The sequence below is a fragment of the Metabacillus crassostreae genome (assembly GCF_016908395.1).
Classification (GTDB): domain Bacteria; phylum Bacillota; class Bacilli; order Bacillales; family Bacillaceae; genus Metabacillus; species Metabacillus crassostreae.
This window is the reverse complement of record NZ_JAFBDU010000001.1, coordinates 442,623-466,067: the sequence shown is the minus strand read 5'-3', so window position 1 is coordinate 466,067 and position 23,445 is coordinate 442,623. Positions and strand designations below refer to the sequence as shown.

Annotated in this window: 26 protein-coding genes and 3 pseudogenes; 3 read left to right on the top strand and 26 right to left on the bottom strand. The window is 32.5% G+C overall.

The genetic code is table 11. The features are described from left to right. Positions 1-8: 8 nt before the first annotated feature. The 3 genes and pseudogenes from JOC75_RS02505 to JOC75_RS02495 form a co-directional block, all read right to left on the bottom strand. Positions 9-965 (bottom strand): annotated as a pseudogene (locus tag JOC75_RS02505) (replicative DNA helicase); the annotation flags it as partial. 32 nt (positions 966-997) lie between these two features. Continuing rightward, positions 998-1,960, bottom strand: coding sequence for a DnaD domain-containing protein (locus tag JOC75_RS02500; RefSeq protein ID WP_239589248.1), 963 nt, complete (start codon positions 1,958-1,960; stop codon positions 998-1,000). Positions 1,961-2,260: 300 nt separating this feature from the next. Next, a complete protein-coding gene (locus JOC75_RS02495) occupies positions 2,261-2,770 on the bottom strand; it encodes a hypothetical protein (protein ID WP_204952541.1) in 510 nt (169 codons plus the stop codon). A 133-nt stretch (positions 2,771-2,903) separates the two neighbouring features. Here JOC75_RS02495 and JOC75_RS24325 point away from each other — a divergent pair. After that, positions 2,904-3,824, top strand: a pseudogene (locus JOC75_RS24325) (GGDEF domain-containing protein). Between the two features lie 388 nt (positions 3,825-4,212). On the opposite strand, the gene JOC75_RS02480 reads toward JOC75_RS24325, so the two are convergent. From JOC75_RS02480 to JOC75_RS02390, 19 genes and pseudogenes are all read right to left on the bottom strand, one after another. Next, positions 4,213-4,536 (bottom strand): hypothetical protein, encoded by a 324-nt coding sequence (locus tag JOC75_RS02480; protein ID WP_204952539.1) that lies wholly within the window; start codon positions 4,534-4,536, stop codon positions 4,213-4,215. A gap of 193 nt (positions 4,537-4,729) precedes the next feature. Continuing rightward, positions 4,730-5,758 (bottom strand): SGNH/GDSL hydrolase family protein, encoded by a 1,029-nt coding sequence (locus tag JOC75_RS02475; protein WP_239589247.1) that lies wholly within the window; start codon positions 5,756-5,758, stop codon positions 4,730-4,732. A 324-nt stretch (positions 5,759-6,082) separates the two neighbouring features. Further along, the gene (gene ilvA, locus JOC75_RS02470; protein WP_204952538.1) at positions 6,083-7,303 is read right to left on the bottom strand and encodes a threonine ammonia-lyase; all 1,221 of its coding nucleotides are present in this window, start codon (positions 7,301-7,303) and stop codon (positions 6,083-6,085) included. A 120-nt stretch (positions 7,304-7,423) separates the two neighbouring features. Then, complete coding sequence (locus JOC75_RS02465; RefSeq protein WP_204952537.1) at positions 7,424-7,927, bottom strand: DUF3916 domain-containing protein; 504 nt, start codon at positions 7,925-7,927, stop codon at positions 7,424-7,426. A 43-nt stretch (positions 7,928-7,970) separates the two neighbouring features. After that, positions 7,971-8,333: a hypothetical protein gene (locus JOC75_RS02460; protein ID WP_204952536.1), complete on the bottom strand. Its 363-nt coding sequence runs from the start codon at positions 8,331-8,333 to the stop codon at positions 7,971-7,973. A 140-nt stretch (positions 8,334-8,473) separates the two neighbouring features. Then, positions 8,474-8,830 carry a hypothetical protein gene (locus JOC75_RS02455; protein ID WP_204952535.1) on the bottom strand — a complete coding sequence of 119 codons (357 nt, stop codon included), beginning with the start codon at positions 8,828-8,830 and terminating at the stop codon, positions 8,474-8,476. Between the two features lie 80 nt (positions 8,831-8,910). Beyond that, positions 8,911-9,180 (bottom strand): 30S ribosomal protein S14, encoded by a 270-nt coding sequence (gene rpsN, locus JOC75_RS02450; protein ID WP_204952534.1) that lies wholly within the window; start codon positions 9,178-9,180, stop codon positions 8,911-8,913. Between the two features lie 79 nt (positions 9,181-9,259). Next, positions 9,260-9,514, bottom strand: a complete 255-nt coding sequence (locus JOC75_RS02445) for a type B 50S ribosomal protein L31 (RefSeq protein ID WP_204952533.1) — start codon at positions 9,512-9,514, stop codon at positions 9,260-9,262. A gap of 124 nt (positions 9,515-9,638) precedes the next feature. Continuing rightward, positions 9,639-9,985 (bottom strand): annotated as a pseudogene (locus JOC75_RS02440) (VOC family protein). A gap of 134 nt (positions 9,986-10,119) precedes the next feature. Continuing rightward, positions 10,120-10,653, bottom strand: a complete 534-nt coding sequence (locus tag JOC75_RS02435; RefSeq protein ID WP_204952532.1) for a GNAT family N-acetyltransferase — start codon at positions 10,651-10,653, stop codon at positions 10,120-10,122. A gap of 254 nt (positions 10,654-10,907) precedes the next feature. Further along, a complete protein-coding gene (locus JOC75_RS02430; protein ID WP_204952531.1) occupies positions 10,908-11,786 on the bottom strand; it encodes a GNAT family N-acetyltransferase in 879 nt (292 codons plus the stop codon). 418 nt (positions 11,787-12,204) lie between these two features. Next, on the bottom strand, positions 12,205-13,554 hold the full coding sequence (locus JOC75_RS02425; RefSeq protein ID WP_204952530.1) for an MATE family efflux transporter: 1,350 nt from the start codon (positions 13,552-13,554) through the stop codon (positions 12,205-12,207). A gap of 59 nt (positions 13,555-13,613) precedes the next feature. Then, entirely contained in the window at positions 13,614-14,456 is an 843-nt protein-coding gene (locus tag JOC75_RS02420) for a MerR family transcriptional regulator (protein ID WP_204952529.1), read from the bottom strand. Between the two features lie 67 nt (positions 14,457-14,523). Continuing rightward, a complete protein-coding gene (locus tag JOC75_RS02415; RefSeq protein WP_204952528.1) occupies positions 14,524-14,988 on the bottom strand; it encodes a DUF2691 family protein in 465 nt (154 codons plus the stop codon). A gap of 505 nt (positions 14,989-15,493) precedes the next feature. After that, positions 15,494-15,958 carry a hypothetical protein gene (locus JOC75_RS02410; protein WP_204952527.1) on the bottom strand — a complete coding sequence of 155 codons (465 nt, stop codon included), beginning with the start codon at positions 15,956-15,958 and terminating at the stop codon, positions 15,494-15,496. A gap of 74 nt (positions 15,959-16,032) precedes the next feature. Next, complete coding sequence (locus JOC75_RS02405) at positions 16,033-16,371, bottom strand: hypothetical protein (RefSeq protein ID WP_239589246.1); 339 nt, start codon at positions 16,369-16,371, stop codon at positions 16,033-16,035. A 480-nt stretch (positions 16,372-16,851) separates the two neighbouring features. Next, a complete protein-coding gene (locus JOC75_RS02400) occupies positions 16,852-17,073 on the bottom strand; it encodes a helix-turn-helix domain-containing protein (RefSeq protein WP_204952526.1) in 222 nt (73 codons plus the stop codon). Positions 17,074-17,083: 10 nt separating this feature from the next. Next, complete coding sequence (locus tag JOC75_RS02395) at positions 17,084-17,575, bottom strand: DUF2975 domain-containing protein (RefSeq protein ID WP_204952525.1); 492 nt, start codon at positions 17,573-17,575, stop codon at positions 17,084-17,086. 216 nt (positions 17,576-17,791) lie between these two features. After that, on the bottom strand, positions 17,792-17,974 hold the full coding sequence (locus JOC75_RS02390; protein WP_204952524.1) for a hypothetical protein: 183 nt from the start codon (positions 17,972-17,974) through the stop codon (positions 17,792-17,794). A gap of 199 nt (positions 17,975-18,173) precedes the next feature. Here JOC75_RS02390 and JOC75_RS02385 point away from each other — a divergent pair, with 199 nt between their 5' ends. Then, positions 18,174-18,614: a hypothetical protein gene (locus JOC75_RS02385; RefSeq protein WP_204952523.1), complete on the top strand. Its 441-nt coding sequence runs from the start codon at positions 18,174-18,176 to the stop codon at positions 18,612-18,614. Between the two features lie 124 nt (positions 18,615-18,738). Further along, positions 18,739-19,137, top strand: coding sequence for a CBO0543 family protein (locus JOC75_RS24320; RefSeq protein WP_338036561.1), 399 nt, complete (start codon positions 18,739-18,741; stop codon positions 19,135-19,137). Between the two features lie 117 nt (positions 19,138-19,254). On the opposite strand, the gene JOC75_RS02380 is transcribed toward JOC75_RS24320, so the two are convergent. From JOC75_RS02380 to JOC75_RS02365, 4 genes are all read right to left on the bottom strand, one after another. Next, a complete protein-coding gene (locus JOC75_RS02380; RefSeq protein WP_204952522.1) occupies positions 19,255-19,641 on the bottom strand; it encodes a VOC family protein in 387 nt (128 codons plus the stop codon). Positions 19,642-19,795: 154 nt separating this feature from the next. Further along, entirely contained in the window at positions 19,796-19,969 is a 174-nt protein-coding gene (locus JOC75_RS02375) for a Fe3+ hydroxamate ABC transporter substrate-binding protein (protein WP_204952521.1), read from the bottom strand. A 135-nt stretch (positions 19,970-20,104) separates the two neighbouring features. Continuing rightward, positions 20,105-20,569, bottom strand: a complete 465-nt coding sequence (locus tag JOC75_RS02370; RefSeq protein ID WP_204952520.1) for a hypothetical protein — start codon at positions 20,567-20,569, stop codon at positions 20,105-20,107. Positions 20,570-20,894: 325 nt separating this feature from the next. Next, positions 20,895-22,802, bottom strand: a complete 1,908-nt coding sequence (locus JOC75_RS02365; protein WP_420827996.1) for a rhamnogalacturonan lyase — start codon at positions 22,800-22,802, stop codon at positions 20,895-20,897. Between the last annotated feature and the right edge of the window lie 643 nt (positions 22,803-23,445).

Below are 23,445 nucleotides of genomic sequence, written 5' to 3'. Positions count from 1 at the left end.
TGGGCCAAACAAATCACAGGACAATCAAAATCCTTTGCCATCATTTTCAGAGATTTTGATATTTCTGTTACTTGTAAATGAGAATTCCCTCCATAAACATCACTAGGAGAGATGAGTGTTAAGTAATCAATAAAAAGAATTGGTTTTTTGTTTGGGTATTGATGAATCATTTTTCTTGTTTTTGCTCTCATTTCAGCAACTGTTTGTCCAGCACCATCAAAGATGTGGATATTTGTTTCATTTAAGTCATGAATTACATCTGACCATTTATTTTTTTGAGTAGCTGTTAACATATTTTTCGGGTCTCGCATTTTTGAGCGATTAAAGCTCCCTGTTGAAGCTATTAATCGTTTAGTAATTAATTTTTCCGGCATTTCTAAGGAAAAGACAAGTGGCAAATATCCATCCCAGCCTACCATTTTGGCAAAATGAAGCATCACATCTGTTTTCCCCATTGATGGCCTTGCAGCTAAAATTGTTACTTCTCCGTTTTGAAATCCACCTGTTACTTCATCTAGCTTTTTAATTCCAGTTGTTGCATGATCTAAATTTTCTTGATCCTCCCATGGTGCTTCATAGATTGATGACAACGCATGTTGTAGGGACGTGTGATCATCCATTTTACTTTGATTAATTTTATCCAAGCTAGTAATAACCTTTGATATATCCCAATCATTCATATTTGCTATTGTTAATATATTCCTCTTTTCTCGCTCTTTCCAAAGATCAAGAATAATCCTTTCAATTCCTTCAAACCTCTCTACATCACCATAAGATAACAGCTCAGAAAGATAGGACATCCCACCGAAGGAATCAAGATCTGGTAAGGTAGTTAACGAGATTAAATCAATATTTTTACCACATCGGTGATAATCGACCATACTTCGCATTAATTCTTTATGTTTTATGCTTTCCAAATGATCAGGCCTAATAACAGTATCCTTTAGGAGATACTCTGCCTTCATCAAGCTTCCCAAGAATGCTTTTTCTGCGATACTCATCCATCTTCACCTGCTGTTATATCCAAAACAAATTCTCCAGGTATCGCCCTTCCAGCTTTTTGATTGTATGTATTATGCTTTTGATTTTTAGTTTGCTTTTCTTGATATAAATCAATCTCTTCAACCGTCCGTAATGATTGATGATCCCAGTTTTTAAGAATACCAACCACATAGTTTAATTTCCGCTTATTATTCGCACAAGCTATCGTCAAAGCCTTTAAGATTACTTTCTTCGGCTGTAAAAAATTTGAATGCTCAAGCCAGGATAACAGCTGCTCTTTTGCATTCACGTTTGACAAACCAAAGCCATTATTGTCCCAAAATCCAACAATTTCACTTACATCTTTTGTTGCTTTTTTTTGTGGAAGCTGTTTTATATTTACATCATTTTCTGCGTTCGTATTATCTTCTTGATCTAGTTTGTCTTGTTCTAAAGCAGAAGCAATGAGGGTTTCTTTTTCATCAACATCATCACTTTTTGAATCCTGATATGTATGTGCTTCAACTTGATTGCTACTATCTTGATTTACTTGTTTTTCATGATAATAATCATCATATAGACTGCGCATTTCCTTTTTCTCAATTGCTTCTGAGATAAATGGAATGAGCGAAATGTCAATTACCTGCTTTAATTCAGACTTAATACAATCCACCATTGGCTTACCACCCTTATTCAGGTTATGTTTACCCCAGTTTCTAATGGCAATCTCTCTTGTTACCGGATTGTATCGGATTAACTTATGATGGTTAACGAAACGATCGACAAGTGAATGAACCTTCTCAATCGAAAGATCTGATTCAGCAGATATCTTTTTTTTGGATATTTTATAAATTCCAATTTGAGTTGTTCTAATGTTTGTTAATAGAAAAAAATAAAAGTACCGATCCTCTATCGTCATCTCATCTAATATTTCTAGATCGTCCCAAAAATCACAACGTATCATTCGATATAAAGCCATCTATCATCACTACCTTTTTTATGTAAGTTTCTTTCCATTTTGTATATATAGAAAAAAACAAATTGAGTAGCGTGTGTTTTAAAAAAATATTTTTATACTTAATCTCAATCAGCAATTTCTGATTAATTTACTTTATTTTCATTCTTCCTTTGAATTTTCAACCTAAATAAAAAACGTTCCTTACTTTTGTAAGAAACGTCACTACCAACACTGGTTAAAAGCTTTTTTGTTGTTTTTCTTTTTCTTTTTCTTTTTGCCCACGTATCGTGAAAAATATTTGAACGTATCGTTAAAAAAATTCTAGCTAGGTATTTTTTCGTCCTTCTTTGTAGCGCTATACATCCCTCTTCTTCTCTTCACCTTTTCCATCAAAAACTGCACAGCATATAGTAAATATGCTTTATAGTGTATGTATATAAAAAATTGAAAATAATTTAATCGATATAAACGTAAAATTTTTATTTTCTTTAGAAAAGCTATAAAAATAAAAGCAAAGAATAGATTAAAAATCACATTAACAAGGACAAACTTTTTAAAGTTTCCATAAGTATATTTTAGGATCCACATCGATATCGGTACATATGGACCAATATCAAACGGGAGTTCATCTCTTATAAATTTTTGTGGCTTATCATAGAATTTCCAATACTTTTTCTTACGACCATAAAGATGACTTATGATTTCATAAATTCCGATCACAACGCTTGATAAAGAATAGCGCTTGATACTACGCTTACCTATAAACAAAACAGATATCCACGGCAGAGCAATCATTAAAGCATTAAAGATATTATGTTTTTTTGAAGTCATACGTTAATAGCACCTCGACTTAATAGATTAACTAGATATATCTAAAATGTCCAAATACTAATTATTTAAACAGCTTACTTTAGTATGAATTTATTTTATACTGATCTAAGCCTATTTTTGTTTACTATTAAAAATGCTTTTGCAGGCCTTTACTAAGCGTGTTAAGAAAATCTATATTTTCTTAACGCTAATCAATACTATTGGCTTTCATTTCATTATCCTATTTTACAATCTAGAGAATGCTAGAATCGCATTCGCTTCCATTGGCTCTGCCTTAGTTATCATTCTACCTGCCTATAAATTACTATTTCATCAATCTACAGCACCATTAAAAAAAGTATTAGGTTCTCTTTATTTTCTCGTACTGTTTTCTCTCATCTTTAGGGGCATTTCTGCATTAAATGATTATGCAATGGGATTGTTTACACCAAGTATTACTCAAAGTGTGTCGTTCCTATCTCTATATTTATCGATGATTTTAGGTAATATCGGCTTCATTTTACTGTTAAAAGAAAGAGCGGATGAAGAGTTAATAAAATTATCTCTATATGATGATCTAACAAATGCGTTAAATCGTAGAAGCTTTATTCAGCAATCAAAACTATATTTAACTCAATATCAAAAATTACAAAAACCAGTATCTTTACTTCTTTTCGATCTTGATTACTTTAAACAGATAAATGACCAGTATGGACATGAAGTAGGTGACCGTGTACTTAAAGATATATCCTCCCATATTTATGAGGCAATGGAAAAAGGTAGTTTATTTGGTCGGTAAGGTGGTGATGAGTTTGCTATTTTTCTTCCGAACACAGACGAAAAACAATCTTCTCTATTTGCAGAAAAAATTCTAAGTTCTAAGAAAATATATACTCTTGAAGAATTACCTATTGAGTATTCGTTAAGTATCGGTATTATAACGGTTGTTCCTACCGAAAATATCTCAATGGAATCTCTTTACGTTATTTGTGATAAAGCTCTTTATGATTCCAAAAATGCTGGTAGAAACAAGGTTTCAAGGCGTTATTATGAAACATTAGAGGCAATTGGGTAAACTAATTTACCTTTGAAAAGAGCTGCTAGCATGAAGTTTAACTATGTAGGTGCTGGGACTTAAGTAAGCTTATGATAATCCCGAATTAGTAGGTTTTAGTTCAATATACTTTCACCTAAAAGTTCGGGTCGAAATTGCTATCATCAATAGATTTTTTGTTTTGTGTTTTGCATACTATTTTTAAGAACTAGTGGAATGGAGCGAAAGACACTTGACTCCTGCGGGTGTAGAGGAAAGCAAGTGTCTGCAGCGAAATGAATCGATCATATTTTTCCGACTAAACTAATTAATAAATATTTCAGAATACTTTGGATTAATTCATCTTTGTAGATTGATTAATTAATTTGATTATGTTTTACCTCTTTTATATAGAAAAAATATAAAACAATCAGTCTACAAAAATTTCGGTTGCTACAATATCACCTTCAACCTTATCTATTACCTTATCCCCTTCAATTGATATTTGTACACGTTGTGCTACTTTTAAATCTGAAAATTTGTGAACATCACCTGAAAACGAGGTATTTTCTTGTACAAAAATAGTATATGCTGGATAGGTTGCTGTTGGATCTCCATTTCCAGTTCCAACAACAATACTTGTTGAATCCTCTATTTCTAAAATATGACCTTTCACATCAAATTCATCTTTATTTCCACAAGCTGAAATTAGTAGAACACTTAAAGCAGTTAAAATTATCGCAATCTTCTTCATCGTGAAGCCTCCGATTAGACAATGTAAATTCATTCATACAAATATCACAACTTAAAAGGAATTCTTTTAAAATAACATTATACTATTTTCAATATTTTACCATACATGTCGAAAAAGACAAAAACAAACCACTCCATCGTTTACATGTATTGTAAGCAATGGAGTGGTTTTCTATTTTTATAATTGATATACGTTATTCAATATCTTCGTTAATTTCTTCTCGTACCACACTAATTTCTTCTATATTTTCTAAAATCCGCTTGGCCATAAGGTTATACCCACTTGAATTTGGATGAAAATGATCTTCAGATAATAGTTCAATGTCTGAATCTACGAATAGATCTGCGATTGGAATGTAATTTACATAATCATATTGCTGTGTAAGAATTTGTCCTGAGCTATTCCAATCGTCAATTATCATTTGCATTTCCTCGATATCACCAAAATATCGATCGAAGGGATTGTAAAAACCAATTAAATAAATCTTTGCATTTGGATTTAAGCTATGAATCTTAGTAAAGATCACGTCTAATCTTTCAATATAGTCTATTTTAGCATCACTAAAAGGTTTCATTTGAAGGTTCATAATATTACTTTTAACAATTTTCATAATGTCATTAGCACCTATTGTTACTAAAACAATATCTGCTTCTTCAACTGATGCTTTAATTTTCTTTTTATCTAGACGCTTTACTAATTGATCTGTGCGATTTCCTCTTTTACCATAATTCTCTATAGCGACCTTAATGTTATTAACTTCAAATGTGTTATGTATGATCCCAACATAACCATCATTTTTCGTTTCATCTCCAACACCTTGAGTAAGTGAGTCCCCAATTGCCACAACCTGTAAATCCTTTTCGAATAATTTGAAGACCCCTTCAACTACGCCCTTCACTTTTTCCTTGATACCTTCTGAAACAGTACCAGCTTCTACAGCTTTCTTCTCTTCTTCATCTACAACTTGAACAGAAACAACCTCAACTTGTTTTTTTTTCTCAAGATCTGTATTTTCAACAACTTCTTCTACAGAACTAGTGATACTCGTTGTTTCTTCAGGGCTATCCTTCTCTTCATTAGTAGATTTATCTAATGTTTCATTTTTAATTGATGTTTCAACATTTATAATTTTTGATGAATCTGTGTTTTGAAAGAAAAGGTACCCCACAAAGCAAGCGACAATCAAGCTAGCAATTAACATAATCTTTTTTTGTTTCCACATGTGTAACCACGCCTAACGATGTATAGTACTTTTTAAACAGTTTCCTCTTTTAACAAGGATATATATTCAAGTATCCTAAAATCATGAACATTTTTTCAACTGTTTTAAGTCTTAGTATTTTCAAACAATGTATATTGTATCTTTCATTGTACTATAAAAAAGAACAAATGCTTATGGAATTTTGCACCATGAATATGCTGTTATGTTATCTAAGTAAACAGATTTGTGCAAAAAAACGCCAGCTTATATTTGCTGACGTTTTAGGTAATTCTTAAAGCATATCATTTTGTGTTTTGTTATTTCATTTTCTTACATCTAAATTGCCTATTGTTCATAAAGTCGCTCAACCAGTTGAATATTATATCCTTTGTTTTTCAATACTTTATGTAGCTCTTCAATATGTTCATTGTTCCTTGTTTCAACTGAAATCTCAAGCTGAGCAAATCCAGGGTAGATATGTCTACCAACATGCTGAAGATTTACATCCTGAATATTAGCATCAAGATTCGTAACAGAGCTTAATACTTTTTCAAGCTCACCTGGTTTATCTTTTAATGTCATCGAAAAGTGAGCAAACCTTCCAGCTTCAACCAAACCTCTTTCAATAATTCTTGAAATAAAGTGAACATCCACATTTCCACCGCTTAAAATAGCTGTTACTTTCTTTCCAGTCAAATTTAGTTTTTTGTATAGAAGTGCTGCTAGTGAGCTAGCTCCTGATCCTTCTACTAAAAGCTTACTTCTCTCTAATATCATTAGCATCGTTCTGGCAATTTCCATTTCATCCACACATACAATATCGTCAACATACTCTTTTATGATGTCAAAGTTTTTTTGTCCTGGCTTTTTAACAGCTATACCATCTGCCATTGTTGGGGTTGCTTCAATCATCACTGGTTTTCTTTCCAGCAAAGATTGCTTCATACTTGGACATGCTGATGCTTGAACTCCATAAACTGCTATGTTCGGATTCACTTGTTTGACTGCCATCGCTACTCCAGCAATTAGTCCCCCACCACCTACAGGACAAACAATAGCATCGATATCTGGTAACTGTTCGACAATTTCGACCCCTACGGTTCCTTGTCCTACAATCACATCATGATCATCAAAGGCATGAATAAATGTACCATCAACCCGATCACAATATTCTAATGCAAAAGCTAAAGCTTCATCAAAAACAGTTCCTTCTAAAATAACTTCAGCACCATACTGCTTTGTTGCTAGCACCTTACTTAGTGGTGCTCCCTTTGGCATAACAATCGTACAAGGGATTCCCAGCATTTTACTAGAATAAGCAACACCTTGAGCATGATTTCCTGCTGATGCTGCAACAACTCCCTTATTTAATTCTTCTTTGCTCAAGGAGCTTAGCTTATTATAAGATCCTCTAACCTTAAAGGAGCCTGTTTTTTGAAGATTTTCTAGCTTTAAATACACTTCATTTTGAGAAATTGTACTAAATGTATGTGAATAATCGAGTGGAGTTGTATGAACAATTCCTTTAAACTTTTCCCTAGCAGCTAGCACATCATCTAAGTTCAACTAAAAACTCCTCCAATCTCTAGACCTTTTCTTTAGGCTTCTCAATTGAAGGAGTAAGTATGAGTAATTTTATTAATTTTAGGGGGAGAAAACTTCAATTTAAAAATATATCCTTATCAATTAGTTTAATTCTCCAATAAACCAGATTTCTCCCTTGTAATGGTAATCTTCATCAGTAATTTCTTCTCTATATCCTACTATTGACATATCAGCTGGAACTGATAATCTCCATTCTTTTTCAATATTTCTCGTTTTAGAAAGTGGAAGCCATGTTTGTTTATCATTCCTATTAAAAAAATCTTGATAATAGGATTTCCCTTTAAATACAATAATTTCTGATCTCCATAAATCAGGTAAATAAATAGCAACCACTACTCGATATTTTTCTTCCTCTATTGGTTTTATGTAACTCAGATGTTTAGCTCTATCTATCAAGGTTTGTATACATTGTCGTTTAACTTTCGTTGGTGTTTTATTCGAATTTATAAATTCTTGTGAAACAGGTAATAGAAAATTTCTATATTCATTGTCATAATATTTTGGAAATTCTACTGTGTTTTCTTCAATAAGCTCTATCAGTTTATTGATTTTACGTTTAATTCCCCGGACTTTTTTCTCTCTCATTCTTTTTCTCTCATTTCTTAGCTAAATATGTTTTAAAACAACCCTAGTTATGTGGCATATAGCCAATAACTTTTTTCGTCATACTATCAATAAGTATAACTGGAGTACCTACAACGGTATTTTCTTTATCTTCAAAAGAAACAGCTAATCCATCTTTTCCTTCAAAAGTTTTATCTAATAATTCATAGTTACTGTTTGCAATGACTTTTGTTACTTTTGCACTTTGCCAATTTCCTTTTGCCATGTCATCCCAACCATTGTACTTAACAAAATGCCAAGCGACTTCCTTAACTTTAATATAGCTATTTGTATCATTGTGATTTTGACGGTTGTCATTCATAGAACAGCCCACCATTATGAAAGAAAAGAAAATGATCATTAATAAGGATGAAGATATCTTACTCATAACTATACCTCCTTCTCTTAATAGACGAAATAAAGCTATATTCGTTTCATATCTTTGGTGAAACAGACAACTAATAAAATCCAATGGGAGCGGTAAAGAAAGGAAGTAAAACAGAGGAGTAAAAAATTATAAATAATATATTACATTATAACAAGAAAATACTGCTTCCTGTTAGCTAGTTCTCCCTTTATCTCTTGTACTCTTTTTGTATAATCAATCATTTTGTATCTTGCCAATTGTTTATCTAACTCATTATTTATTTCGTCTTCTATACTATGCATAAAATTTACTGTTTCTTCAATAGTCATGTTAAAGTGCTCTGCAGCCTGATGATGGGGAGATTGCTCTTTAAGCAGTGTTAAAAACTGCTCTTTCGTACTTGATTGTTGAGCTAACTCATCTTCCAAATTCTCGATGAATTGATATAGCTTTCTTTTTTCAATAGAAAGAGAATTAATAATTCTTCTTGCAAAGATTTCCATTTGTTTATCATTCATACACTCAATTGCCCCTTTTTTCCTTATGCAAAAGAAGAAACGTGAAGCAATATGGTCACTTCACGTCCTCATTTGGTACTTTACCAGCTCGATTTTTTCACACCTGGAATTTGACCTTTATGTGCCAATTCACGAAACGCAATTCGGGACATGGCGAATTTTCTTAAATAGCCTCTTGGTCGACCTGTTACTTGACACCTGTTATGAAGTCTTGAAGGTGCTGAATCCCTTGGCAGCTTACTCAATGCTGTGTAATCTCCCTTTTCCTTTAACTCACTTCTAATTTCTGCATATTTCTCAACCATCTTTTGTCTCTTTAATTCCTTTACAACCTTTGATTTCTTTGCCATATAAGAGAACTCCTTTTCTTTAAACGTAATTATTACGATTTAAAGTGTATTAATTTACATAAAAAAGCAAACCAACTAATTAATTATTTTCCTTCATTTTATATTTTTGTAGAAAACGATCTACTCTTCCACCTTTATCTGTAAACTTCTGAACTCCTGTATAAAATGGATGCGTGTCAGAGCTTATTTCCACTTTAATTAATGGATAGGAATTTCCATCTTCCCACTCAATCGTTTCATTCGTCATTTTTGTTGATCCTGTTAAAAACTTAAATCCGCTATTTGTATCCATAAATACTACTTTTCGAAAGTCAGGATGTATACCCCTTTTCATGTGATCACCTCTAAATTTATTTTTCTTGTTAATAATAACCGTAATCATTACGAATTGCAAATGATAATTCTTCAAGATAAAAACAGAGCCCTTTATCTAAATAAGGACTCTTCATCCTACTTCTTTATTTGCACATCATCAATACATTTCCATCTGGATCCTTAAAATTAAACCAATGACCATTTTCTATATTTGTTAGAAGTTCTACATTTTTTTTTTCAGAAATTCATATGCTTCCTCAATATCTTCAGTATAAAATTGAAAAGCAGGTACTTTATAGACGTTTTCTGGTGCATAAATTTTGCTATCTAGTACAATATTCGGACCATTTAATGGAAGAACATAAATATGGTCAAAATAAATTTCACCCTCTGTTGATAATCCTAAAATATCACAATACCAGTCACGGGCATGTTCAATAGAACTAACAGGAACAAAAACACCACCAATTTTACTAGAAATTGATTTCATATCGAATCCTCCTATGCATTTTATATACATAATATTCAATGTATAATGGATTTTACCTCCTTGTATTCAGGAAATATTAGTTAAATAATTATATCAGCTTACATACACATATATTGCTGGTTCAATAGAAAAGTTTATTGATTGCTATTAAGAATTGAATAAACTAATGTGTCATGTGCTATGCCATTTTGATACATGTAATTTCTTAGAATTCCTTCGTTTTGAAATCCAGCTTTAAGAAGTAATTTATTGGATGCTTCATTTTCTTTAAAAACAACTGCTCCGATACGAGTAAGCTCTAATTCATTAAACCCATATTGAATCACTTTTAATACAGCTTCTAATGTATAACCTTTTCTCCAATAATTCGGATGAATTTCATAACCTACTTCTGCTCGCTTATGTTTAGGTGACCAAGCATTAAACCCTATTGTACCAATTATTTCTTCATTTCCTTGTATTTCAATTCCCCAGCGAATTCCCCTTTTTTCCTGATAATTTTTTGTGAAGTGGTCTACTAATTTTATTGCTTCATCAACATGATTGAAGGTTTCTTGGCCGTAAAACCGAGTTACATGTTCATTTGAAAAGCAAGCATATATAGCTTTAGCATCAGATTTAGAGATCTCTCTAAGTATTAATCTTTCAGTCTTTAATCTAGGAAACATCATCATTTTCTCCTTCATCTTTTTAGTTGATTGATTATATACTAAAGTTGATCGAATAATTGTAAAAGTTGATTGATTCAAGGTAGTTTCAGAGTTTTACTACGTACTAAGAGAGTATCAATGGCCACGTAAATACTTAAATCAACCTTACAACAATAAAACTGATAGAAATGTGTAAAAAGAAACATGATTTTTGCTGATATCCTTAAATTTTCATGCTGGTAGCTTCGCAACAATTTTAGGATCATTTCCTCCTAAGCTTTTGAAGTGATAGGATGCTTAAATTGTAAAGGTAGTGAATTCTCCGTTTTAGATAGGACGAACAATACATCATCATCTTCATAAGCATCAATCCTATAATCGGCTTCATTAAGCTCTGGGGTAAAGTGAAAAATAATGGTACCCTCTTCTGTTTCAAGCATAGCTTCTCCTACTTCAATAAGAGAACATTCCTCTTTGCTAAGACAATCAAAAATATGAAGCTGCTTATCTTCGAACTTTGCAGCAATAATTACATCCAATTCTTTAATATAATAAAGATCATTAGTAAAAACATTTATACAATAAAACATGAACAATGAATCAGCATTGAATGTAGCAAATCGATTAGACAAGGTTTTTTTCTGCTTTGCATATGTATGAACAAACTCTCTATCCTGCTTCAGACTTCCATCTAATTTTGTAATGGAATAGCTTCTGTTTCTAGATTTTGCTTTCGTAGTAAAAATAGATTCATAGCACCTTTCAAATCCAAATTTCGGATAAAAGTCTAAAACTGTGTTGTTTGCAAACAAGTACATAAAATCGTACTTTCCTTCATATCTAGATAGCACCTCACTCATGATTTTTGCTGAAAGTCCTTTATTTCGAAAATCTGGATGAGTCATCACTGTGCCTAGCTGAATAGCTTTCCTCTCTATTCCTTCAACAATAACATCAATAAGATTTACTGAAACATTAGCAACCACTTTGTTATCTACCACATAGGAATGAGGAACATATCGGTGATCCCAATATCCCATTTGGTACCAATCCTCAAACTGAATGCCAAAAATACTAGTAGCTAACTCATTTAAGCTAAAACGAAGCTTATCATCATTTTGATAGCCTATAACTAATTCAGGTGAATTCATTTTCTTGCTCCATTCTCTTTGTTTTTTTCGATAGAAACATAATGAAGTTTTCTTACTACTTCCAAATAGTGCGTTACTTTCTCTAAGGGCCTTTATCTAAATCTTGGTTTAAAACACTAGCTTGTAAAAATATTAATATTTAGCACTTAAAATATTTATAAGCTTGAATTAAATAATTGTCAATCGCTTCCATTGGTGACAGTCACTTCCCGAATTTTCTTGTTTCACAGCACAAATAGTTTCTTCATGTGAAGTAGACGTAACTAAAAATATTTGTTTTTGTTAGTCGATTAGATATCAAGAAAATAAAATCATAATAAATAGCCAAGGTTTATTGCATCATTTACATACAATAACCTTGGCTATTTCAACCGATGATCCATTTTGACAACAATTATTAAGCTTAAATAGCTATTTATTAAGACCCTCTTACCTGCTTTAGCTCAAGTACATGTTTTCTAGTGAAAAGAACGAGCAGCAAAGCAACAAGCATTTCTGCAAGTGGTAATGCAAGCCAAACACCTGCGATACCAATAAATTTTGGCAACAACCATAAAAAGAATAAGATAAAAACAAAGCTTCTTAATAGAATAATAATAATGGAAGGACGAATATTCATGATGGATTGAAAATAAGTCATATAAACAAAATTAAAACCTAGGAAAAGGTAGCCAATGAAAAATAACCGAATTCCATCAACAGCTAAATTACGAACATCATTTGATTCTAATCCAAAGAGTGATACAAGCAAAGGTGCAGCAGCCAGACCGATGAGAAGGAGAATTGCGCCAAGAATAAATGCTGCTTTTTCACCAATTAGTACACTTTCCTTGATACGGCCTTTTTCTTTTGCACCATGATAATAGCTGATCATTGGTTGTAATGCTGACTCAATGCCAAAAAACGTTAGAAACATAAAGCCGTGTAAATAATTAACGACTGAAAAAGCCGCTACTCCTTCTGTACCTAGTAAACCGACAATTGCCAAGTTATACCCTACAACAAAGACAAGGGTACCCGCTTCTGCAAGAAAGCTAGGAAATCCAATTGAGAAAATACCTCTGAGCATATTCCAGGACCACTGAAAGGAAAGCTTCCGTAAATTTGAATGCTTCTTTAAAAAGTGAAGCATAAGAACAAGTAAGCCCCCAATACTTGCAAGCACAGTGGCAAGGGCTGCTCCATATACACCTAACTCCAATATAAAAATCATATAATAGTTCAGACATATATTAACGATAGCCGTTACACCAAGAGCTACCATTGACAAGGTAGGACTACCATCGTTTCTAACAAAGATACTGAGAAGTTGCTGTAATGCCATTAGCCAACCAAACAAAAAAAGGACCCTCAAATATTCAACTGTATGAAAAAGAGTATCAGAATTTGCTCCAAGCAAATTCGCAATTGCCTCTACGTTTATATATCCGAACACTCCGATAACTAATAAAGGCACCAAAGCACTGGCAAGCCCCAATGAAAATACACTTCGCGCTTTAACGACATTTTCCTCTCCACTATAAATTGAATATAACGTTCCTCCACCGATACCGATCCAAAGTGAAATCGAAAAAATTAAAGAAAACACTGGCATGGCAAGGTTAACTCCTGCAAGCGCCTCAGCGCCAACACCATTACCAACAAATACTCCATCAATTAGAATGTTTACTGACATTAACATCATTCCTAATAATGATGGGAAAAAATATTGATAAAATACCTTTTTTACTGATTGATGTTTCAAGCTTTCATGTGCAGTTCCGCTCATTTGTTATTCCTCCTGTACTTCTTACAAGAGAAAGTATAAACCTTCAAGTTACTTTAAGGTCAATCTTTTTCTACCGGAATTTGAAGTAAGGTGATATATGCTGCTTCATCCTGAATAACAGATTCATCAAGTATGGCTATTTCTAAAGGAGCTCCAATCACATGATAGCCTGATTTTTTCAAATGATCTAGTACAGAAGAATAGCTAGATTTAATTGTTTTATAAGGTCCATAATGTGGGAAACAAGCAAATATACCTTCATCCAAATAAGATATTTTCAATCCTTGCTTTTTGTTATTATTATGTAATAATTCAAAGACACCTCTATATTTCACAGGTCCTTCTTGATTAAGACTATCGATCTCGACAATAGCTCCAAAATCACCAGTGAAAAAACCATCATAATCAACACCAGCTAATGATAGGTTTTCTAGGTCTTTTAAATACAATGCTTCAGATTCTTTCATCAAGTCAATTGGTACATCATTGTATATATAAGAAATTGCACGTTTTGGAAACCAGCGATATTCCAACGTTGGATTGGTGCGAAGTGAAAGACCCTCATCAATGGTAGCAATTTTACTTTCTATTTTCTCAGAAACTCTTTTCAATCTTTCCATTTCATCTTTAACTTCTTTAAGCTTTCGTTCCAAAAGTTCTTTCGTATTTTCAGGTGTTCTCTTTTCTAACTGCTGTTGAATATCTTTTATCGAAAATCCATTTTTCTTTAGAAAAATAATTGTATCAAGTGAGATAAATTGCTCGATTGTATAATAACGATAACTACTTTGCTGATCAGTATATTTAGGTTGGAAAATGCCAATCTCATCATAATAACGAAGTGTCGAGGTAGAAATTTGGAACAGTTTGGCCACTTCTCCGATACGGAATTGATGTTTCATATAAATAACTCCTTATTTTGAAATAATAAACTTTTTATTATCGCTAATGATATCTTAACAAGAACTTCTACCAAACGGACAGTGTAGTTCTTGTATCATTTTCATTTGTAATATATTCAACACCTTTAAAACCATAATTCTGTACATTATTGTATAAAGTTTCTAATTTACTTTTATCTCTACAGTAGATACTTACATAGCAACTATCCACAACCAGCAAAACAAGCTCACAATCACTTCGCAAAAATTCATCATAATTGTTAATCTCTACAATTCTGCCTTTTGGGTGTGCCTGAAGTTCAACAAAAATAAGATAATATCTATTATTTTCTATTAATCTTTTGAAATCAATTCCTTCTATCACCTTTTTATTATCAAGGAAAAGATCATTATTCAATTCATTATTCTTTATCTTATAAGACTCTCCACTGCCGATTTTCCAACTATAAGTAGCAATGTCAATTGGCTTTAAAACATTAGAAAGAAGTGTTCCATATCTATTTGGTAGCTCAAAACTAATTCCACGTTTCATAAATGCACTCCTTGAATTATTAGCTATCTTAGTTAATAATTATTGCAAATTACTTTAGTTGTTTAAGTTGATTGTTGGCTTTTGAGGGTTAATAAATAGTAAGTAGGATGTGGAGCTGTTACTTCAACAGCACAAAGTTTATCAAATAAAATTAATACTGTAGTTAAATATTCTAGCATTGTATAATAAATATAAAATACGCCTCTGTAGCTCTAGAAGGGAAGAGCGCCGTAAAACATTGTAGCCGACGGGTCGCAAGGCAAGGGTTTCAGAAGCACCGAAAAGCAAATAAGCTGAGACAGGTGGAATTCCTGTCGGTGAAATTCCGTAGGGAAGCGTGTTCTCCCCCTAGCCTATGCTTACGAAAGGAGTGCGGGTTCGAATCCCGTCAGAGGCATTACTAATTTTTATTCATTATTTGTCGTTTAGCATCGACTGATTGATCAGAATAATAGTAGAAGTTGGACAAATTTATCTACTTTTAAAACTACAGACATGTTAATGATTAATATTTAACAATTCTAGTAACTCCGTATTCTGTTAAATAGTTCTTATGACTTAGCTCTTCTACCCAATTTTTAGAATTTAACTGATATGTGCCATATTTATTTTGATATGTTAAGCTTCCTACATTAATGAAAATTGAATCTGGGTGTTCTAGTAATCTGCTTTCATAATACTCAAAGTTATGTTGATTAGGAATATGTAAAAGCTCCAAAACATCTCCCACTTCCATATACTTTTCGAGATACAATAAAAATAATTGATTATCTGCACCAGAAATTTCATAAATATAAAGCAAAGTAAAAAGTCCTTCCACCGACTCCCCCCATCCATTCGCTTTCACTTCTACAACCCATAAACCCATTACATCTTCTATTCGTTCAAAAACAGTACGATTATTATACTCTTGAATTTCATCAGGAATGATAAAAGACTTAGTTGATGCTAAAAATGTAATTTCAGACACAACTTATCCCCCTTTTTATACAAAAAAACCTTTCATTTTCAATAGATAATCTTGAAGAAGTTCAAAAAAATCATTTATTTCTCTATCTTTCTAATTTTAATAGATGAACAGTGAATAATGATTGTTGTTTGAGAAAATAGAAATATCTCATGCTGTAATTGATTTTGATTCAAGGGAAGTATTTCATCATACCCCCACTCATCAAGACCTCTTTTACCTCTAAACACAATTTTATGAGGCTTATTTTCGTAAACATTACGTGTTATATCAAAATCCATAGTGAATTTTCGCACTTTAGTCCATTTTATTTGATACAGACTTCCATTATTGTATTGCTTGATAACCATTTTGATTGTTGTGGGATCTTTTTTATTTCCATTCTCTTTATTTACTAAACTAATTTTCTTAACCATTCCATCGTGAAAAGAGTGTTTTTTAAGAAAGTTAGCAGTTTTCTTATCAAATCTAGATAATAAGTTTTTCTTTTCTATGTCATAACCCGCTATATCCCATGCTATATGACTACTAGTATAACAAGTATATTCTTCACTATGTAAAAATTAGTCTGTAATATCCATCAACAAATATCTTGTCAATTAATGTCGAATGAACGATTATTTATAATAGTTGAATGATTATCATGAAAAGTTGAACGATTATTGCCCAAAGTTGAACGAATAATAGGTAAAGTTGAATAATTACGTAATTGCTGATGTTTTTTGTTCACCAGTTTCAGCTAATTTCTCCTGTATAACCTGCATAAAACCTGTAACTTTCGTAAAAAAGTAACTTTTGTGTCCTGAACTATCTATTTATTCTATTTAAGAAAGGTTATTTTTGATGAAAGTAAAAAACGCGAAACTTTTAATAAAAGTTTCACGCTTTTTTTGCTCCTATTCTTGGATATCTTCATCATTTTTGTACTCTAAAAGATCTCCTGGTTGACAGTCTAATGCCTTACATATGGCTTCTAGGGTGGATAGTCGTACTGCTTTTGCTTTTCCATTTTTCAAAATAGATAGATTTGCCATTGTGATACCAACCTTTTCCGATAGTTCTGTTACGCTCATTTTTCTTTTAGCCAGCATTACATCAATATTAATTATAATTGCCATGTTTATCACCTCAGATTATTAGGTCGTTTTCTGTTTTTATATCAATGGCTTCTTTTAATAGTCTTTGAAGAACAGCTGCAAAGACAGCAACAACCATCGGAGCAAAAATCATTACCATTCCAATAATGATAATGCCTGGTGCGTCATCTACCTCTGCTAAAATATAGATAAATGGTAATCCTACAACATATAAGCCACTGATAATTAGGGCAGAATTTTTGATCTTCTTTAATGCTTTTACAGATAGTTCCGAGAAAGCCTGGTTTTTATCAATATACGTTAAAAGATTAAAAGCTTGGTACAAAGCGAAGTAAAAAGGAACCGCTGAAACATACATAATCATTAAAATTGCATATACCGCATAGGCCAGATCTGATCCCTTTTCTGCTGCTTCATTTGCTTCTGATGCAATCTGTGGTAACAAAAATAAACATATTGCAAGTACTGGAATTCCGATAAATATAACAGCTATCTTTAGAAAAAGTGTTGAACTTGGTTTCATCTTATACACCTCATTTATTTTTTATCTATTTGAATTTAACACATTATTTATCGTTTTACAATAAAATAATATTGAAATTTATTTAAATTTTATTGTTTATAGAAGTAACTTTAACCCTAAACCAAAAATAAAAAGCCTCCCACAATTTAACGGGTTATGCTTCTAGGTTAAAAGATTATATTGTTAACTGGTCTATAAAAATCATTTTCCATCAAACTACCTATCCTTTTTATTCCTTTTTACTTGAAACTCAATAAAAAGGACTGGAGTGACGATCGCTACAAAAAGTATACTCCAAACTATATTAGATGCCTGTTCGTTTGGTGTTACTGTTTTTACGATTAAAAATAAAACCGCAAGCAAATAAATAATTTTCGCATTTTTAGCGATAAATAACATTCTCATTCCTCCTAACTATCTTCATAACCAGAGATTTTTCATCATCTTTTTAAAAGTTGTACAGTTATCATCGCTAGTTTTTCTACTAACCTTCACCCAATTTAAATACCGAGTCCATTCGTGATATGGATTAATACGTATAAAAAAACCTTCGATGTTTAGACTATTACAAAAAACAATTGGAAGGTGTAAGCACTTGATGAGACATTTTTATGCAGCACTTCTTTCATTTGTCATGCCTGGTCTCGGGCAAGTCCATAACCGACAGTTTACAAAAGGGATTATTTTACTCATTCTTGAACATATCTTAAACAAGCTTTCAAATATAAATGATTCACTTATGCTTTCATTTAGCGGACAACATTCCGAGGCATTACAACTAATAAATTATGACTTCGCACTATTCTATCCAGGGTTCTATGCCCTTTGTACTTATGATTCTGTAATAAATTCAGATTCTAATATGAATTCTATGAATAACACTTCCACACCGTTTTGGTTTTTCTTTTCTGCTTTAATTGGTTGTCTTGGTATATTTTATTCGCACTATATCCCAATGCCTTTAATAACAATTGGTTTGACTATTATCTGTATCATGTTAATAGGCACCTATACTTATTCTCTTAATAGAAAAAGGTAAATTTCTAGCTATATATGCTCTTAAGGTGGAACGAATAATGAAAAATTGACTAGAAAAAGTGATTGAGCTTTCTTCATGGATTGTAACTTCTGTTTTATTAGTTAAATTTGTACCTCCTAACAGAATGAAGGAGGCTCAAGTTTCATTTTTATTTAAACAAGTTATGACATGGCTATTTGGGTTAATTGTGGCAGAAAAGAAGCTAATCTCATATCCATATCGACTTTTTTTCAAAAAAGCTAATAAAGCAAGTTTTACGTTTGAATACTTTGTTTACCCAGCATTATGCTCACTTTTCAATTTATACTTTCCAGAAAAAAAGAATAATTTCTTTAAAATTCTTTATTATTGTTTTCATACCTCAACTATCACAGTATTCGAAGTGATCGCTGAAAAGTATACTAACTTAATTAACTACAAAAAATGGTCCTGGCATTTGAGTTTTATCACCAATTGGTGCACCTATTTTTTAACGAGAATTTATTTTAAATGGTTTTTTAACGATCGTGATAGATCAAAATAGTCGATTTGAGTAATAAGATTAGGATTCAAATGATATTTACTACGATATTTATCTTTAGAACTCTTATATATTGACATTTAAGAAAGCTGCCTTAAGTGGCAGCTTATTCATAGCCTTTTATTTTATTTCCTTTACAGCAAAGTAATTTCCCTCATAATCTGAAAAGTTAAATACTCTTCCACCATCAAAAGGTAATTCTACAATTTCGCCAACTGTTACATGATTATTTGATAAATGGCTATATAACGTATCCAATTCTGATGAAAAAAACAATAAAGAAGGTGTTCCAAGATTTAGTTCTGGAGACATTTTCGCGATAAATTCTTTATTTTGTAAAACAATGCTTGTGTCTGCATCTTTACTCGGAGCAACCTCGATCCATCTCATTCCTTGTTTGTTATCTTCTTCAGAAATAACACTAAACCCTACTTTTTCAGTCCAAAACGACACCGCTTCATCTTGATTCTCAACATACAACATAACTTGACCGACTTTACTAATCATTCACACTTCAACTCCCTATAGTAGTAAACTGCTCCCAAACCTATTTACTTTTGTGAAAACTTTGACATATTAATCATTCTATTAATTCTACCTATTCTTTTCATATTCTCCAAGAGCATTCTATTCATCTAAAATTATTTATGCAAAAAAAAATCTAGTTAGATTTACTTTCAATACAATCCTCACAAATGAACTTCCCTTCGTTTCTTAAGTAAGCTTTAATTTCTGTAAATCCCTTTTGCTTTGGATAACGAATTTTCACAAATACATCTTCATCTTCCTTAATTTCTTTATCACAGATTGTACATCTCGGTTGTTCCAACAACATTTAATCACTCCTATGTAATGTCAATTTCTTTATATATATGATTAATACCAATCAATCAATTTTCTTTAAAATATCATTGATAGCATCAGGGATTTAACTATTCCATTATTACTATTTTTTATTACGATACAACTTCTAATCCGTATCACTAACTCGAAAAAATGGTTTATCTTTATTATTGTTATCTCTGAAAGTAAATTCTACTGTGTCAGGTTTTTGCTCATCTCCGTAAAGAGCTAACGTTGCCTCATAGTCACTCTTCCAATCAACCATAACATTTTCATTTGAGATTGAAGCACCGTCATTGTATAAATATCTGTTTATATGTATTGATTCGTATTTGATCCTAACTGTTGAAGGGCCAAAAAACCACGGACCACCTACCTCTACAATCTCAATGGTATTGGAGTTATTTGGGGAATGACTGACAATGAGAGGATACTCTCTATATTCCACATCATAAATAAAATTGCCAGCTAACCAAACGATTGGCAGAACTATTAGTATCGCTAAAATAACTGTCCAAATAAGGCAGCCTATTTTTGAATTCCTCTTAATGTTTTTAATTTCCCTTTCAATATCTTCCTCATGTAAATTCAACTAAATTTTCCCCTTCAAATCTATTTAACTTCCATATGACAAGTACGTAAATCCCTTTTATAGAAAATTAAAATAAGGTGAAATAAAGAATAAATTAATGTTTTCTTCCTAATTTTAACATAATCTTGTTGCCTATCATTCAAAAATCTAACAGTTTGCTTAATAAACTGTACCAAATTCTCTTGTCCTTATCCCTATTAAAAAGAATAACAAAAACGCCTCATACTCTTTTAATTTTCAAGAAATGAGACGTTTCAATTATAAAGGAAAATCTTAATAGAAATTAATTAATTAATTACACCAAACAGATCAATTTTAACAGATTTTAAGGAGTATAAATATTTGGTATAGCAGGTGTTTTCATGCCACTGCCTAAGTAGAAACTTGTATGTGGTGGTTGATTGTACCCAGCATTTTGCGATGCAACACTTGTACGGTATAGAGAATCGTGCATAAGAGTGAAGATTCGCTGATTTGTTACATTAGTCGTTGTATAAATACGTAACGCATTACTATCTTCTGTCCTCCATATCACTTCTTCTCTCCAGTCTCCAAACAAATCTGCTTGTAGACTTGGGTTACCTTTCGTCCAGTTATTTGAAAAAGTTCCAGATGCAGTTAAAAGGGTATCCAGCTTGTTTTGTTGATAATTCCATTTATAAATCTTACCAACACCAGTGGATCCATTCCAATGGTGGTCAAGAAGCTCACGCGTGACATCTCCATCCCACCATATTGCAAAATTCATAGAGGAAGGTGCTGTACTACTGATCTTTGTTCCAGTAATAGAATATAACGATTGACCTGATGCCCATAGTTCTGTACCTGTATAGCGTGGATCGATATCGGCTGCTACTCCACGACCAGTATCTTGACCTGTTCGAAGTCCCCATAGAAGTTGACCAGAATCACCATCACGAACACCCATTCCTATAGGAGAACCAGAATTTTCATGAACCTGAAAAATTTCAATTCCTGGATAGTTAGGGTTTAAATCACCTACGTGGTGAGCATCTCCATGTCCCCACCCTGTCGTATGAAGACCTCGACCATTATCATCAACCGCCATTGCACCGTAAACAATTTCATCTCTACCGTCTCCATCTAGATCAGCAGCTGCAAGACTATGGTTACCTTGTCCTGCATAGCTTTGATTGCCAGTATCGTCACTGTCAAATGTCCACAATTCGGTAAAATCACCGTTTCTATAATTATAGGCAGTGATCATTGTTTTCTCATAATAGCCACGTGAAATAATTAAACTTGGTCTTTGTCCATCGAGGTAGGCAACACCGGCAAGAAATCGATCCACTCGATTGCCATAACAATCTCCCCAATCACATACGTTACCTCTTTCCGGTTTAAAGCGGATATTCTCCAATGCCCGTCCGGATCCTCCGCTAAAAATCGTTAAATATTCTGATCCTGCTAAAACTCTTCCCTTAGCATCCCGATAATCAGCAGTTGCATTTCCTATCACAGAACCCTGTCCATCAATTGTACCGTCCGCAGTTTTCATCGCAACTTCTGCTCTTCCATTTCCATCTAAGTCATAAACAACGAATTGGGTATAGTGAGCTCCTGCACGTACATTCTTGCCTAGATTTATTCGCCAAAGTTGGCTTCCATCTTGGTCATATGCGTCAACATAAACATTCCCTGTATAACCATCCTTTGAGCTATCCTTAGAGTTTGACGGATCCCACTTTACTACAATTTCATAATCACCGTCTCCATCCAAATCACCAACACTTGCATCATTTGCACTATAAGTGTAACTGACTCCATCTGGTGTCACACCACCATTAGGCTTTTTGATAGGAACATTTATATATTTCTCTCCCCACACTTTAGCAGTTTCAGATGCAGCTTGCTCAGTATTATTAAGAACAGCTTTCACATAATAAGTTGAACTTGATGTCCCGTTTGTATCTAAAAAATTCGTACTTGAAGTAATCGGTGAAGAATTAATTTTTTGATTATTTCTATAGAGGTTATAAGAAACACTACTTGATTCAGTAGCTAATAGTCGCCAGCTAACAAATACACCATCGGATGTTTTTACCGCTGTTAAGCCTCGGTTTAACGATTCCATTTGTCGAGAGGTTACAGCATGTACCTTATTGAGGTCAGTTTCTAAAAATGGAATTTTGGGTAAAATAACGGAAGAAAAAACAATTGAACCAATTACCATTACTTTTGCTATTTTGAGATAAGGACGGTCCTTTGCCATTTTACAATCAGCTCCTAATTTTAAAATTTAATATGCTGATTCTTAGATGCATAGCTTGACAATCCACTCTTTACCATAAGTTCTAGTTGTTTTCCTATCAATCATCGTTAAATTCAATGCTGATAAAACTTGAATTATCTTTGGTAGTTTTTAGAACACACATCTTTAACATGTCAGCTAGCTCTAATTAATGGCTAAAATGTCCACAGCAGTTTTACTTTCATTACAATCTTCATAGATACATTATTTTATAATTTTATAACTATATGACCAACTAATAAACAATCACCTCCACAACAAAATTGAAACCGCTTACGAATGTATAATATCTTCTTCTCTTCTATATTTAATATATAAAAAACAGTTATTTTTGTTTAAAAAAACAGTTATTGATAAAAAATGAATCGATTATACTGGTATTAACAACCTATTTCCCCTACGTATCTCTTGGTAAATTTCTTCTTATTCTTACTATATGGTGATTATGAAACATTGATAAAATTAATAAAAAACGCATTGAGCTTCATATTTGAATCTCAATGCGCTTTCTCTTCTGATTCACTTGTTTTAAATTTGAACCTTCATAGTCTCCTTGGTTGATAAATTACTAGAGCACTTATACTAGCATTCTCCTAATAAACTA

Excerpts from the sequence above, each read along its gene's own strand:
- JOC75_RS02500 (WP_239589248.1), bottom strand. The coding sequence starts at position 1,960 with ATGGCTTTATATCGAATGATACGTTGTGATTTTTGGGACGATCTAGAA.
- JOC75_RS02495 (WP_204952541.1), bottom strand. The coding sequence starts at position 2,770 with ATGACTTCAAAAAAACATAATATCTTTAATGCTTTAATGATTGCTCTG.
- JOC75_RS02480 (WP_204952539.1), bottom strand. The coding sequence starts at position 4,536 with ATGAAGAAGATTGCGATAATTTTAACTGCTTTAAGTGTTCTACTAATT.
- JOC75_RS02475 (WP_239589247.1), bottom strand. The coding sequence starts at position 5,758 with ATGTGGAAACAAAAAAAGATTATGTTAATTGCTAGCTTGATTGTCGCT.
- JOC75_RS02465 (WP_204952537.1), bottom strand. The coding sequence starts at position 7,927 with ATGAGAGAGAAAAAAGTCCGGGGAATTAAACGTAAAATCAATAAACTG.
- JOC75_RS02460 (WP_204952536.1), bottom strand. The coding sequence starts at position 8,333 with ATGAGTAAGATATCTTCATCCTTATTAATGATCATTTTCTTTTCTTTC.
- JOC75_RS02455 (WP_204952535.1), bottom strand. The coding sequence starts at position 8,830 with ATGAATGATAAACAAATGGAAATCTTTGCAAGAAGAATTATTAATTCT.
- rpsN (WP_204952534.1), bottom strand. The coding sequence starts at position 9,180 with ATGGCAAAGAAATCAAAGGTTGTAAAGGAATTAAAGAGACAAAAGATG.
- JOC75_RS02445 (WP_204952533.1), bottom strand. The coding sequence starts at position 9,514 with ATGAAAAGGGGTATACATCCTGACTTTCGAAAAGTAGTATTTATGGAT.
- JOC75_RS02435 (WP_204952532.1), bottom strand. The coding sequence starts at position 10,653 with ATGTTTCCTAGATTAAAGACTGAAAGATTAATACTTAGAGAGATCTCT.
- JOC75_RS02430 (WP_204952531.1), bottom strand. The coding sequence starts at position 11,786 with ATGAATTCACCTGAATTAGTTATAGGCTATCAAAATGATGATAAGCTT.
- JOC75_RS02425 (WP_204952530.1), bottom strand. The coding sequence starts at position 13,554 with ATGAGCGGAACTGCACATGAAAGCTTGAAACATCAATCAGTAAAAAAG.
- JOC75_RS02420 (WP_204952529.1), bottom strand. The coding sequence starts at position 14,456 with ATGAAACATCAATTCCGTATCGGAGAAGTGGCCAAACTGTTCCAAATT.
- JOC75_RS02415 (WP_204952528.1), bottom strand. The coding sequence starts at position 14,988 with ATGAAACGTGGAATTAGTTTTGAGCTACCAAATAGATATGGAACACTT.
- JOC75_RS02405 (WP_239589246.1), bottom strand. The coding sequence starts at position 16,371 with ATGGTTAAGAAAATTAGTTTAGTAAATAAAGAGAATGGAAATAAAAAA.
- JOC75_RS02400 (WP_204952526.1), bottom strand. The coding sequence starts at position 17,073 with ATGGCAATTATAATTAATATTGATGTAATGCTGGCTAAAAGAAAAATG.
- JOC75_RS02395 (WP_204952525.1), bottom strand. The coding sequence starts at position 17,575 with ATGAAACCAAGTTCAACACTTTTTCTAAAGATAGCTGTTATATTTATC.
- JOC75_RS02390 (WP_204952524.1), bottom strand. The coding sequence starts at position 17,974 with ATGTTATTTATCGCTAAAAATGCGAAAATTATTTATTTGCTTGCGGTT.
- JOC75_RS02385 (WP_204952523.1), top strand. The coding sequence starts at position 18,174 with ATGAGACATTTTTATGCAGCACTTCTTTCATTTGTCATGCCTGGTCTC.
- JOC75_RS24320 (WP_338036561.1), top strand. The coding sequence starts at position 18,739 with ATGAAGGAGGCTCAAGTTTCATTTTTATTTAAACAAGTTATGACATGG.
- JOC75_RS02380 (WP_204952522.1), bottom strand. The coding sequence starts at position 19,641 with ATGATTAGTAAAGTCGGTCAAGTTATGTTGTATGTTGAGAATCAAGAT.
- JOC75_RS02375 (WP_204952521.1), bottom strand. The coding sequence starts at position 19,969 with ATGTTGTTGGAACAACCGAGATGTACAATCTGTGATAAAGAAATTAAG.
- JOC75_RS02365 (WP_420827996.1), bottom strand. The coding sequence starts at position 22,802 with ATGGCAAAGGACCGTCCTTATCTCAAAATAGCAAAAGTAATGGTAATT.